This window comes from Rhodopila sp., assembly GCF_035548235.1.
Taxonomy (GTDB): Bacteria; Pseudomonadota; Alphaproteobacteria; order Acetobacterales; family Acetobacteraceae; genus Rhodopila.
This window is the reverse complement of sequence record NZ_DASZTJ010000190.1, coordinates 40,237-51,452: the sequence shown is the minus strand read 5'-3', so window position 1 is coordinate 51,452 and position 11,216 is coordinate 40,237. Positions and strand designations below refer to the sequence as shown.

Here is an 11,216-nt window from a genome sequence, read left to right as displayed (position 1 = left end):
CATGGCCGGGACAAGCCCGGCCATGACGGGTAGGCAACGGCTGCATCGGCCAGGGAAAAATCGTTCGAGTCACGGTGACGCGGCCTATTCCGCTACTTGCGCATGCGCCATCGGATCGCCCTTGGCGGCCATCTCGGCCTTCTTCGCCGCGATCTTCTTCCGAGCGGCCTCGCGGCGCTCATCGAACTTGGCCAGGCGGCGATGCGGGTTGGGATGGACGACGTTCTCCGCCTCGCCCGGCCGCTTCTGTGCGCCGGCCCAGCCATGCGCCGCGATGTCGTAGATGATGCCTGACAGGTCCAGGTGCTTGACCTCATACCCGTCCGGGTTGTTCGGATCGCCCATGATCCAGCGGCCGCCGGCCGCGCGGGAGATCTTGCCGGACTCGACCACGTCGTCCACCCAGAACCCGATATGGTGCAGGCCGATGAAATCCTTGCCGGTGCCCTGGGCGGCCTCGTCGCTCTTGAACTTCAGGATCGCCAGGTTGCAGACGCCGTCGGTCAGGAACACGCCCTCGGCCAGCTCGCCGTCGATTTCGGCGACCTCCTCCAGGCCGGCGATTTCCTTGTAGAACTCCGCAGTCTCCCACGGATCGGCGACGCTCAGCGCGACGTGGCGCAGATAGCCTTTGCTTTTAGCCATGGAGTTTCTCCCTGCTTATATCCCGTGGCCAGTGTGACTACGGTTGCGGCATGGGAGCAAGAGGCAGCCTGTCCCGCCGTCCGCCGGCAGACCGTTACGCAACGATCCGGCGGGACGGCGGCAAGCGGCGCGTCAGTGCATCACCTCGAAGGTGGGATCGACCGTCAGAGACCGAAGCTCCAGCGTGCCTTTGACCCTGTAGAGGAGTTCGGCGTGGTCTTTCTCGGACACGTTGTCGCTGCGCATAACAAGCTGCACCAGCGGGTCGCGCAGCAGGGTCGCCAATGTCAGCGTGCTTTCCGCGATCTCATACATCGTTCGCACATCCCCTTCGAACGCAAACATATATAGGCTCTGTCGGGATGCAGGTTGGAAATGAATTGTGTCTTAAAGTTGCCCGGCAAGGGGCAAGATTTCGAGGTTCGGTCACGAATCGTCGCATGAACGCATCGTCATGGCGGCACCACAGGCCCGTAGTATTCGCCTGCGTATGACCGGCGCGCGGCGGGTTCGTTCCCACGCGTCATGGCTTGGCTTGACCGCATGGGCGCCCACCCTGAACGGGACGGACCGTTCTCCGTCGCGATCGGACCTGGGTCGACCGTCCACGACCTGCAGTCCTGGTAAAGAGAAATCCGTGGGCGCAACGCTGGCCATGTCGAGAGCGCGACCGCCATCCCGGCCGACTCACGCCCGCCCCACGATGAGGCAGGAAGGCCCCTAGGCCTGCTTCCGCTCGATCAGGCTGCGGCGGATCTTGCGGCCCCGCTCGACCTTGTCCTCGATGTAAGCTGCGTCGCCCCAGCGCACCGCGCGCGCCATCGCCTGCGCGTCCTCCATGAAGCGCTGCAGCATCTCCAGCAGCGCTTCCCGGTTGTTCAGGAAAATGTCCCGCCACATCACCGGGTCGGACGCGGCGATGCGGGTGAAGTCCCGGAAGCCGGAGGCGGCGAAGTTCACCACCTCCTGCCGCGTCTCGTCGGCCAGGTCGTCCGCCGTGCCGCAGATCGTGAAGGCGATCAGGTGCGGCAGGTGAGAAACGATCGCCAGCACCCGGTCATGATGCGCCGGCTCCATCCGCTCGACCAGGGAGCCGCAGCGGCGCCAGAGTTCGGCGATCTTCTCGACCGCGGCTTCGTCGGTACCCGGCAGGGGCGTGATCAGCGTCCAGCGGCCTTGAAACAGCTCCGGGAAACCTGAATCGGGACCGGAATGTTCCGTTCCAGCAATAGGATGCGCCGGCACGAAATGCACGGTCTCCGGCACCAGGGGCCCGATGTCGCGCACCACCGACTGCTTGGTCGACCCGACATCGGTCAGGATCGTGCCCGGCGCCAGATGCGGGGCGATCTGTGCCGCCAGTTCGGCGAACGCCCCCACCGGTGCGCACAGCATCACGCAGTCCGCCCCCTCCACCGCCTTGCCGGGATCGATCTCCACCCGGTCGGCGAAGCCAAGTTCCACGACGCGGTCCAGGGTTTTCTGCGTGCGGGCATTCACGACGACCTCCGCCGCGATGTCCCCGCGCTGGCGGGCGATCCGCGCGACCGAGGACCCGATCAGGCCGATGCCCAGCAGGGTCAGCCGCTTGAACAGCGGTTCAGCCACGCCCGGCGCTCCCTTGGGCCGACCCTTTGGCGAAGCCGGTGAACGCCTCGATCACCGCTTCGTTCTCCTCGGCCGTCCCGATGGTCACGCGCAGGCATTGCGGCAGGCCATAGCCGCCGATCTTGCGCACGATGATGCCTTTCGACCGCAGATACGCATCCGCCGCGTTCGCCCGTTCGGTCGTTTCCAGGTCGACCATCACGAAGTTGCCGACGCTGGGCCAGACCTTCAGCCCCGCCGCCTCGATCCCCGCCGTCACCTTCGGCAGCCATTCGGCATTGTGCGCGCGGCCCTTCTCCACCCAGCCCGGTTCCGCCAGGGCGGCGATGGCGGCGGCCTGCGCGGCGACCGAGACGTTGAACGGCCCGCGCACCCGGTCCAGCACGTCGACCACGGCGGCCGGCGCATAGCACCAGCCGATCCGCATCCCGCCCAGCCCGAAGATCTTGGAGAAGGTCCGCGTCATCACCGTGTTGTCGGTGGCGTCGACCAGCTTCACCCCCGGATCGTAGTCCGGCCGCGTGACATACTCGGCATAGGCCGCATCCAGCACCAGCAGCACGTTCGGCGGCAGGGCGGCACGGAACCGCGCGACGTCCTCGGCCGGGACCATGGAGCCGGTGGGGTTGTTCGGGTTGGCCAGGAACATCACGCGCGTGGCCGGCGAGACGGCGGCCAGCATGGCGTCCAGGTCGGCGGTCATGTTCCGCTCCGGCACCTTGACCACCGTGCTGCCGGCATAGGCCCCGGCGATGTGGTAGATCGAGAAGCCGTGGGCGGACATCACGATCTCCCGCCCCGGTCCGCCATAGGCGAGGCAGAACTGGTACAGCAGGTCGTCGGACCCGGCGCCGCAGACGATGCGGCCGGGATCCAGCCCCCAGCGGCGGCCCAGCGCCTCCCGCAGCCGCTTCGCGCTGCCGTCGGGATAGCGGAACACCTCCTCGGCGGCATCCTGGATCGCCCGGCGCGCGCCCGGCGGCACGCCGAACGCCCCTTCGTTGGACGACAGCTTCACGGTGCGGTTGAAGCCCGGGATGTCCGACTCACCCGCGACATAGGGGTGGATCGTCAGGATCTCGGGACGCGGCGACGGGCCCGTCATGGAGCCTTTGGTCATCACGCGCCCCCGACCGGTTCCGCGTAGCTGCCCAGCACGACCGGGCGGCGCAGGACCGATCCCAGATTGCTCAGGCGCGCGTCGTCGTCCATCAGATACCCATCCACTTCCACCAGCACATAGGCGACCGAGCTTCCGTTCGGCCGCACCAGCACCATCATCTCGGGTTTCAGCCCCGCCCCTGCCAGCTCGCTCGACAGGCGCGTGCGGCTGACGTCGCTGTCGCATTCCAGCCCCAGGTAAGACCGGTCCTGCCCGCTGGGGTCGGGCGGCGTCGGGGCGACCACCAGCGCGCGGACGTCGGACAGCCCCTCGGGCCGCGGCCGCCAGAACGGCAGCAGGCCGTTCACATACAGCCGCGGTTCGTGATGCAGCAGCGAGATCCACCAGGTCTCGTGGTCCGACGGGAACGGCAGCACGGCGGCCGCGGCATGGCCCTGGCTGGTGTCCGCCATCGCCTGCCCGGCGCTGCCGTAAAGCCGCAGCGGCGTCAGCGCGCCGAAATGCTCGCGCGCCAACTGCCCCAGCGGGGTGTTCGGGGCGGCGTCGCCCACGGCCAGCGAGAACCCGCCCTGCATCGCGGTGGTGCCTGCCAGCATCTCCCGCCACATGCGCACCAGCGTCACCGGCGGCAGCGCGCCGCTGTGGCGGCCCAGCAGCCGGCGCAGCATCGACGCCTCCCGCCCCGGCCGGAACGCGGCGGGCTTGCCGGAGCGCGCCACGTATTCGACGACGCCGGCACGCTCCATCAGCAGGTCATGGATCGTATCGTCGATCCGGTCGAGTTCGGCGCGCAGCGCCGGCAGGCCGCCGCTACGCCAACCATCTTGGGGCGCGGGTTCCTCGGATTTCGCCGAGGCAGCGTCCTGCGGGACATCGGTGCGGGAGATGGACGTTGACATTACTTTCGCCGTTGGGGCTTCACCATCCGGGCTTTCGCCGGGTGGGTTGTCACCGGGTTGGGGGGCGCAGACTTAGCGGAAGCCGGCCGGTCTGCAAACCCATGCCGGGGCAACGCAGACACGTTCCGACACGCTTTTCAACCCGCGTCGCCCCGCCGCCATTGCACGGGGCCGGTTGCTCGCCATCTGTTTGCGACCTATGCAGACGCCCGCCATGGATCACCCTGTCACACGCGCTTCGGATGGGCATACGCATGTCACGTTCGACGACGGCCTCGCGCTGGAGTGCGGGACGGTCCTGCGCCCGCATACCGTGGCCTTCCGCACCTATGGCACGCTGAACGCCGACAAATCGAACGCGGTGCTGGTGTGTCACGCGCTGACCGGCGACCAGTATGCGGCGGAGACCCACCCGCTGACCGGCAAGCCCGGCTGGTGGACCACGGTCGTCGGCCCCGGCCGGCCGCTCGACACCGACCGGTTCTTCGTCATCTGCGCCAACGTGCTGGGCGGCTGCATGGGCACGACCGGTCCGCTCAGCATCAATCCGGAAACCGGCGATCCCTGGGGCACGGATTTCCCGCCGGTCACCATCCGCGACATGGTGCGCCAGCAGAAGCGCCTGGTCGAGCACCTGGGCATCAAGCGCCTGTTCGCCGCCGTCGGCGGATCGATGGGCGGGATGCAGGTGCTGCAATGGGCGGCGCTGTATCCGGATGCCCTGTTCGCGGCGATGCCGATCGCCACCGCGTCCTATCACACCGCGCAGAACATCGCCTTCCACGAGGTCGGGCGGCAGGCCATCTTCGCCGACCCCGACTGGGCGGCCGGCCGCTACTGGCAGGATAACCGCATCCCGGCCCGCGGCCTGGCGGTCGCCCGGATGTGCGCCCACATCACCTATCTGTCCGAGGAAGCGCTGACCCGGAAGTTCGGCCGCCGCCTGCAGAACGCGCCGAAGGACCCGACCGAGGCGATCGACCTGTTCGGCGGCATGTTCCAGGTGCAGAGCTACCTGCGCCACCAGGGCAGCACCTTCGTGCAGCGCTTTGACGCCAACAGCTACCTGACGATCACGCGGGCGATGGACTATTTCGACCTCGCGGCCGATTGCGGCAGCGACCTGGCGGCGGCGTTCAAGGGGACGCGGACGCGGTTCCTGCTGGCCTCCTTCACCTCCGACTGGCTGTTCCCCACATCCCAGAGCCGAGCGATCGCTCGGGCGCTGAACCGGGCGGGGGCGAACGTGTCGTTCGTGGAGTTCCCGACCGACAAGGGGCACGACGCGTTCCTGCTGGACGAACCGGACTTCCACCGCACCCTGGCCGGCTTCCTGCGCGGCTGCGCGGTGCATGCGAGCCTGGGCGCATGAGCACGCTGGACCCTGTCCGCTTCGTCGCCAAGAACATGCGGGTCGACCTGGCGCTGATCGCCGGGATGATCGAGCCGGGATCGCGCGTCCTGGACATCGGCTGCGGCGACGGCACGCTGATCGACCACCTGTTCCAGACCAAGGGTTGCGACGCGCGCGGCATCGAGATCGACATGGCCGAGGTCACGCGCGCGGTCGCCCATGGCCTGCCGGTGATGCACGGCGACGCCGATATCGACCTGGAGCACTACCCGGACGGCGCGTTCGACTACGTCGTCCTGTCGCGGGCCTTGCAGGCCGTGGAGAGGCCGCGCGTGGTGCTGGCCCAGATGCTGCGCATCGGCACCCGCGCCGTGGTCAGCTTCCCCAATTTCGGCCACTGGCTGGTACGCTGGCAGTTGCTGGCCACCGGCCGGATGCCGATGACCGCGACCTGGGACAGGCCCTGGCACGAGACGCCGAACATCCACCCCTGCACGATCCGCGACTTCTTCGCGCTGTGCGAGGATGAGGGCTATCGCGTCGAGCGCTGGCTGGCCGCTGACGATGCGGGCCGACGCTCACCCTGGCGACGGAATTCATGGCTGGCGAACCTGTTCGGAGAGCAGGGCGTGTTCCTGCTGCGACGCCGATAAGCAAGGCGCGCCGGCCGCTTCTGGTGCGCCGGCGGTTCCGTCGCGGGCGCCTGAGCGCCTCGGCGGTCGTCTCGCTGCTGATCCACGCGGCGGTGTTCGCGTGGCTGCTGCTGGCGCTGCCGAAACCCGAGGTGCCCGAGGAACTGCCGCCGCCCTCCCCGGTGGCGATGGTGTTCCAGAGTGGACGGAAGGAGGGACCGTCCGTCCCCAACCCGACACTGTCCGCGACGCCGAACAGGCCGAAAGCCCCGTTGGGCGAAAAGCCGTCGACCCCGGGGCTGCCGACACCGGCAACGCCGCCGACACCCCAGACGCCGCCTTTGCCCCCTCCTCCACCGCCGCCGGCGCCGCTGCCGCAGACCGCGTTTCCCCCATCGGCGCCTAAGGAAACAGCGCCGCCGCAGCCTCCGCCCGCGGCGCCCAGTCCGCCCTCCACCGCGGCGGTCCCGCCGGTCGTGCCGGTTCCCGAGGCGCCGCTGCCGTTGCCGCCCCCACCCGCCCCGCCCCGGCCGCAACCCCGTCCCGTGCCTCGGCCCGCCCCGCCGCCGGCGCGGGAGGCAGCCAGGCCGAGACCCCCCGCCAACAGTTCCGAATTCCCGGCGCCGGAGAACTTCAGCTTCGGCGGCCCGGCCGCCCCGGCACCGTCCCGATCGCGTCCCGGCAGCACCGCCCGCCGCTTCGGGTCGATCGACATGACGCTGGGGCCTGCGATCCGCGGCGTGCTGAACAATGCTCCGCGCGGGTCGGACAAGGACGGCGGTCCCGACTGGGCGAACCTGCTGAGCCAATGGGTCGCGGAGCACGCCTATTACCCCGAACGGGCCCGCCGCTTCGGGGAGCAGGGCGACGCCGTGGTCCACGTGGTCGCCGACCATTTCGGGCACGTGAAAGAGGTCGAGTTGATCGGCAAATCCGGCTCCCAGTGGCTGGACCTGGCGCTGGTCGCGCTGTTCCGCGACGCGCACATCCCGCCGCTGCCGACGCCGGGGGACGACCCGATCGAGTTCAACTTCACGATGCGGTACATTTTGGTTCCGCCATAGGCGGTCGGGTTGGTTCCGCCGTAGGCAGTCGGGTTGGTTCCGCCATGGGCGGTCGGGCTGGTTCCGCCGTAGGCAGTCGGGCTGGTTCCGCCATGGGCGGCGGGGATGACAGCCACGCCTGGCGAAACCGGACGCAACGCCTTCCCGCACCGGCCGATCCGCACTACCTTACCCACGCCAACCCCCAGGAGGGCCTGCGATGAACGACCGTATCGGCAATCTCGGCGCCATGGAGCGTCTGCGGATCCGCACCGGCGGCTTTACCGGCCCGACCTCCGGCCTCGCCCCCGGCAACGTCCAGGCCAACCTGGTGATCCTGCCGAAAGACCTCGCCCACGACTTCCTGCGCTTCGCCCAGGCCAACCCCAAGCCCTGCCCCGTGCTCGCGGTCTCCGAAGCCGGGTCGCCCGCTTTCCCGACGCTGGGACAGGACCTCGACATCCGCACCGACCTGCCGCTCTACCGCGTCTGGCGCAACGGCGAGATGGTCGCCGAACCCACCGACGTCCGCGATGTCTGGCGCGACGACCTGGTCAGCTTCGCCATCGGCTGCTCCTTCTCCTTCGAGGAAGCGCTGATCGAGGACGGGATCGAGGTCCGCCACATCGCCTGCGGTTCCAACGTGCCGATGTACCGCACCAACATCGCGACCACGCCGGCCGGCCCGTTCCATGGCCCGCTGGTCGTCTCGATGCGCCCGCTGAAGCCAAAGGACGCGATCCGGGCGGTGCAGATCACCAGCCGGTTCCCTTCGGTCCACGGCGCGCCGGTGCATATCGGCCTGCCGCACATGATCGGCATCGCCGACATCAACAAGCCCGACTATGGCGACGCCGTTCCCATCGCGGCCGACGAACTGCCGGTGTTCTGGGCCTGCGGCGTCACGCCCCAGGCGGTGATCGCGCAGATGAAGCCGGACTTCTGCATCACCCACGCACCGGGCAGCATGCTGATCACCGACCTGAAGAACACGTCCCTCGCCGCGCTGTAACCGGTTGTCCGACCTGATCGACCGGATCGAGGCCGAACTCCATCGCGATGTCGGCCGCGGCATGGATGCTGTCTTCGCCGCCACCAAAGGCGGCCTGCGCGGGGCCGCCGCGGCGCTGGCGCGGGCCCGCGGCGTCGGCATCATCACCGGCTTCTTCGTCCCCGGCGCCACCCCGCCGGCCGCCGAGACCGACGGGCCGGCCGGCGCCGCCCTGTTGGCGCGCGCCTTCTTCGATGCCGGCGTGACCTGCCGGGTCGCCACCGACACGATCTGCGCCCAGGCCTGCACCGTCGCGCTGCACGCCGCGGGCGTCGGTTCGGTTCCGGTCGACGGCGTCGCCCCCGGCGGCGACGCCACGCAAGTCATCGCCGCCTGGCGGGACGCCGGGATCGACGTCGCCCTGGCGATCGAGCGTTGCGGCCCTGCCGCCGACGGGATTCCCCGCAACATGCGCGGCCGGGACCTGACGGATTACGTCGCTCCGCTGGACCGCCTGTTCACCGCCGGCCCATGGCGCACCGTCGCGATCGGCGACGGCGGCAACGAGATCGGCATGGGTGCCGTGCCGCCTGCCCTGATCGCCGAACATGTGCCCCTGGGGGAGACGGTGGGCTGCGTGGTGCCGGCGGAACACCTCGTCTCGGCCGGCGTGTCCCATTGGGGCGCGTACGGCGTGCTCGCCGCGCTGTCGGTGCTGCGGCCGGACTGGCGGCACGTGCGCGGGCTGCTCGATCCGGGGCTGGACGCGGCGATCGTCGCCGCCATGGTCGCGGACGGGCCGGCGGTGGATGGGGTGACGCTGTCCCGCGTGGCCACGATCGACTCGCGCGACATGGCGACGCACCACACGGTCCTGGCGGCGATCACCACGCTGCTGGGGTGATCAGGCGCGCGCTTGGAACGGCCGCCCCAGCATGGCAGGGCGATGCAGGCGGATGCGGCGCGCGTCGCGGGAGATCAAGACCAGCACGACCACGGTGCCGATATAGGGCATCGCCGACAGCAGCGGCGACGGGATCGAGACGCCCAACGCCTGCACATACAGGGATAGATACATCAGCGCGCCGAAGAACCATGCCCCGATCAGCAGCCAGAACGGCCGCCACGCGGCGAAGGTGACCAGCGCGAGCGCCACCCAGCCTCGGCCCGCCGTCATGTCCTGGGCCCAGAGCGGCGTATAGGCCAGCGACATATACGCGCCGGCCAGCCCCGCCAGCGCACCGCCGAACGCCACGGCTGCGTAACGGATCAGGATCACCGGATAGCCCAGCGCATGCGCCGCGTCGTGCGAATCCCCCACCGCGCGGATGATCAGGCCGAGATGCGTGGACCTTATGCACCACGCCACCAGCGCCAGCAGCACGAACGCCGCGTAGACCAGGATGTCGTGGCCGAACAGCACCGGTCCCAGCACCGGGATGTCCGACAGCACGGGGATATGGAGCTTCGGCAGCGTCGGCGCCGGGATGCCGACATACTTGGCCCCGACCAGCGCCGAGAAGCCGCGGCCGAAGATCGTCAGCGCCAGGCCCGTCGCGGTCTGGTTCGCCTGCAAGGTCAGGGAGATCACGCCGAAGACCAGCGCCAGCAGCATTCCCGCCACGATCGCGGCCAGCACGCCCAGCGAGGTGATCCCCGTCTCGTTCGCCGTGGCGAACCCGGCGATGGCGCCGGCCAGCATCATGCCTTCGACGCCCAGGTTCAGGACGCCGGTCTTCTCCACCACCAGTTCCCCGATCGCGGCGAGCAGCAAGGGCGTCGCGGCGGCGATGGTGCTGACCAGGAAAGCGACGAGCAGGGCGGTCATGTGCCAACCTTCATGGTGCAGCCTTGGCGGGCGCGACCCAGCGGATGCGGTTGCGCAACAGGATGTCGCAGCCCAGCAGGAAGAACAGCAGGATGCCCTGGAAGATCCCGGTCACCGCGTTGGGCAGGCCCAGGCTGATCTGCGCCGCGTCGCCGCCCAGGTAGGTCAGCGCCAGCAGCAGCCCCGCCGGGATGGCGCCCAGCGGGTTCAGGCGGCCCAGGAAGGCGACGATGATCGCGGTGAACCCGTAGCCGGGCGAGAGGTTGGTGGTCAGTTGGTTCAGCGTGCCCGTCGCCTCGAACAAGCCCGCCAGCCCGGCCAGGCCGCCCGAGATCAGCATCGCCACCCAGACCAGCCGGTTCTCGCTGAATCCCGCGAACTTCGCTGCCCGCGTGGCCTGGCCCAGGACGCGGAACTGGAAGCCCAGAAGCGATTTCTCCAGCATGAACCACAATCCGATCGCGACCAGCGGAGCGATCAGGATGCCGATATGGATGTTGGTCTCCGGCACCAGCAGCGGCGCCGAGGCATTGTCGGAGAACAGCGCGGTCTGCGGGAAGCCGAACCCCTGCGGATCGCGCCACGGGCCGGTGACGAGGTAGATCAGCAGGTACTGGGTGATATAGGTGAACATCAGACTGGTGAGGATTTCGTTGGCATTGAAACGGATACGCAGCCAGGCGACCAGCCCGCCGCTGGCCGCGCCGCCCAGGGCGCCCAGCAGCATCATCGCGGGGTAGAGGATGACGGCCGGCACGTCGGGAAACGCCAGCGCCAGCCCGCCGCCGCAGATCGCGCCCAAGGTGAACTGCCCGTCGGTGCCGATGTTCCAGACATTCGCCCGATACGCCAGCGACAGCCCGACCCCCATCATGATCAGCGGCGCCGCCTTGACCACCAGCGCGGCGATGCCGTCCTGCTGGACCAGGGGCACGATCAGGAACGTATAGACGGTCTGTAGCGGCGGCCGGCCCATGACGGCGAAGATGGCGCCGGTGACGATCCCGGTCAGGACCAGCGCCAGGACCGGGGACGCATAGCGCCAGACTTTCGATTCCGCGCCGCGGGGTTCGAACTTCAGCATGGGCGGCCT

General features: G+C 69.2%; 12 protein-coding genes. 5 read left to right on the top strand and 7 right to left on the bottom strand.

The genetic code is table 11. The features are described from left to right. Positions 1 to 84 precede the first annotated feature (84 nt). The 5 genes from VHB27_RS15700 to VHB27_RS15680 form a co-directional block, all read right to left on the bottom strand. Positions 85 to 645, bottom strand: a complete 561-nt coding sequence (locus VHB27_RS15700) for a VOC family protein (RefSeq protein WP_325602095.1) — start codon at positions 643 to 645, stop codon at positions 85 to 87. Positions 646 to 777: 132 nt separating this feature from the next. Further along, a complete protein-coding gene (locus tag VHB27_RS15695) occupies positions 778 to 960 on the bottom strand; it encodes a hypothetical protein (RefSeq protein WP_325602093.1) in 183 nt (60 codons plus the stop codon). Between the two features lie 405 nt (positions 961 to 1,365). Then, positions 1,366 to 2,253 (bottom strand): prephenate/arogenate dehydrogenase family protein, encoded by an 888-nt coding sequence (locus VHB27_RS15690; RefSeq protein ID WP_325602091.1) that lies wholly within the window; start codon positions 2,251 to 2,253, stop codon positions 1,366 to 1,368. Continuing rightward, the gene (gene hisC, locus VHB27_RS15685) at positions 2,246 to 3,358 is read right to left on the bottom strand and encodes a histidinol-phosphate transaminase (protein WP_325602101.1); all 1,113 of its coding nucleotides are present in this window, start codon (positions 3,356 to 3,358) and stop codon (positions 2,246 to 2,248) included. The genes VHB27_RS15690 and hisC overlap by 8 nt, the downstream gene beginning before the upstream one ends. A gap of 14 nt (positions 3,359 to 3,372) precedes the next feature. Next, positions 3,373 to 4,275 (bottom strand): chorismate mutase, encoded by a 903-nt coding sequence (locus tag VHB27_RS15680; RefSeq protein WP_325602089.1) that lies wholly within the window; start codon positions 4,273 to 4,275, stop codon positions 3,373 to 3,375. 214 nt (positions 4,276 to 4,489) lie between these two features. Here VHB27_RS15680 and metX point away from each other — a divergent pair, with 214 nt between their 5' ends. The 5 genes from metX to VHB27_RS15655 all read left to right on the top strand — a co-directional run bounded on the left by metX (position 4,490) and on the right by VHB27_RS15655 (position 9,199). Next, entirely contained in the window at positions 4,490 to 5,647 is a 1,158-nt protein-coding gene (gene metX, locus VHB27_RS15675; protein WP_325602087.1) for a homoserine O-acetyltransferase MetX, read from the top strand. Between the two features lie 35 nt (positions 5,648 to 5,682). Beyond that, a complete protein-coding gene (gene metW, locus VHB27_RS15670) occupies positions 5,683 to 6,282 on the top strand; it encodes a methionine biosynthesis protein MetW (RefSeq protein ID WP_325602099.1) in 600 nt (199 codons plus the stop codon). 23 nt (positions 6,283 to 6,305) lie between these two features. Next, the gene (locus VHB27_RS15665) at positions 6,306 to 7,325 is read left to right on the top strand and encodes a TonB family protein (protein WP_325602085.1); all 1,020 of its coding nucleotides are present in this window, start codon (positions 6,306 to 6,308) and stop codon (positions 7,323 to 7,325) included. 199 nt (positions 7,326 to 7,524) lie between these two features. Then, positions 7,525 to 8,316: a putative hydro-lyase gene (locus tag VHB27_RS15660; protein ID WP_325602083.1), complete on the top strand. Its 792-nt coding sequence runs from the start codon at positions 7,525 to 7,527 to the stop codon at positions 8,314 to 8,316. Positions 8,317 to 8,320: 4 nt separating this feature from the next. Then, entirely contained in the window at positions 8,321 to 9,199 is an 879-nt protein-coding gene (locus VHB27_RS15655; protein ID WP_325602080.1) for a glutamate cyclase domain-containing protein, read from the top strand. On the opposite strand, the gene VHB27_RS15650 is transcribed toward VHB27_RS15655, so the two are convergent. Together VHB27_RS15650 and VHB27_RS15645 are read right to left on the bottom strand one after the other, a co-directional pair. Next, positions 9,200 to 10,123, bottom strand: a complete 924-nt coding sequence (locus VHB27_RS15650) for an ABC transporter permease (RefSeq protein WP_325602077.1) — start codon at positions 10,121 to 10,123, stop codon at positions 9,200 to 9,202. Between the two features lie 10 nt (positions 10,124 to 10,133). Then, positions 10,134 to 11,207 (bottom strand): ABC transporter permease, encoded by a 1,074-nt coding sequence (locus tag VHB27_RS15645; RefSeq protein WP_325602075.1) that lies wholly within the window; start codon positions 11,205 to 11,207, stop codon positions 10,134 to 10,136. Positions 11,208 to 11,216 lie beyond the last annotated feature (9 nt).

Excerpts from the sequence above, each read along its gene's own strand:
- VHB27_RS15700 (WP_325602095.1), bottom strand. The coding sequence starts at position 645 with ATGGCTAAAAGCAAAGGCTATCTGCGCCACGTCGCGCTGAGCGTCGCC.
- VHB27_RS15695 (WP_325602093.1), bottom strand. The coding sequence starts at position 960 with ATGTATGAGATCGCGGAAAGCACGCTGACATTGGCGACCCTGCTGCGC.
- hisC (WP_325602101.1), bottom strand. The coding sequence starts at position 3,358 with ATGACGGGCCCGTCGCCGCGTCCCGAGATCCTGACGATCCACCCCTAT.
- VHB27_RS15680 (WP_325602089.1), bottom strand. The coding sequence starts at position 4,275 with ATGTCAACGTCCATCTCCCGCACCGATGTCCCGCAGGACGCTGCCTCG.
- metX (WP_325602087.1), top strand. The coding sequence starts at position 4,490 with ATGGATCACCCTGTCACACGCGCTTCGGATGGGCATACGCATGTCACG.
- metW (WP_325602099.1), top strand. The coding sequence starts at position 5,683 with ATGCGGGTCGACCTGGCGCTGATCGCCGGGATGATCGAGCCGGGATCG.
- VHB27_RS15660 (WP_325602083.1), top strand. The coding sequence starts at position 7,525 with ATGAACGACCGTATCGGCAATCTCGGCGCCATGGAGCGTCTGCGGATC.
- VHB27_RS15650 (WP_325602077.1), bottom strand. The coding sequence starts at position 10,123 with ATGACCGCCCTGCTCGTCGCTTTCCTGGTCAGCACCATCGCCGCCGCG.
- VHB27_RS15645 (WP_325602075.1), bottom strand. The coding sequence starts at position 11,207 with ATGCTGAAGTTCGAACCCCGCGGCGCGGAATCGAAAGTCTGGCGCTAT.